The sequence below is a fragment of the Nocardioides sp. genome, from assembly GCF_004803405.1.
Taxonomy (GTDB): domain Bacteria; phylum Actinomycetota; class Actinomycetes; order Propionibacteriales; family Nocardioidaceae; genus Nocardioides; species Nocardioides vastitatis.
Genome location: NZ_SSXI01000123.1, coordinates 1 through 525, shown reverse-complemented (window position 1 = coordinate 525; position 525 = coordinate 1). Strand labels below are relative to the sequence as shown.

Genomic DNA, 525 nt, shown 5'->3' with positions numbered 1-525 from the left:
TCAGAGCATCACAGTGGGGCCAAATGGGGTTGTCATACTCAGCCAGATCGTCGCCGACGCCTTCGCCGCATGGGCGCCGGCACCGGATACGTCGCCGACATCCCGCCCGACATGCGCTGGGAAATCGTCGGCAGAGCGGCCGCCTCCAAGACGTACGACAGCACCAAACAATTCGCCGAGGAGGTGTTGCAGCCTTTCGGCGCCAGGTTTCAGCGCGGTCTAGCCAGACACTGCGGATGGCAGACTAGGGAACACTACGGATACGAGCACAGACCAACAGCGGAATCCTGTCTCTTATGCCCTACGCATTCCCACTTCGTGTCCGGGATTCCCGCCCTCGCGTGGCGTCCGTGCATAAGATCGGCTCGATCACCTCTTGCGGACCGAACCGCTGGCCGGTGCCGCAGATTAGCGTGCACGGCTCTTGCAGGCGCATGTCGGGTACCGGTATTCCTGATGCCGGCAGCAACATCGAGGTCGGCGGGTTGATCATGCATGCGCTGATGTGAACGACGTTTGAGGGGG

Annotated in this window: 1 protein-coding gene; it reads left to right on the top strand. The window is 61.9% G+C overall.

Translation table 11 applies throughout. The features are described from left to right. Window positions 1–350 precede the first annotated feature (350 nt). The gene (locus E7Z54_RS23095; protein ID WP_168798247.1) at window positions 351–509 is read left to right on the top strand and encodes a hypothetical protein; all 159 of its coding nucleotides are present in this window, start codon (window positions 351–353) and stop codon (window positions 507–509) included. Window positions 510–525 lie beyond the last annotated feature (16 nt).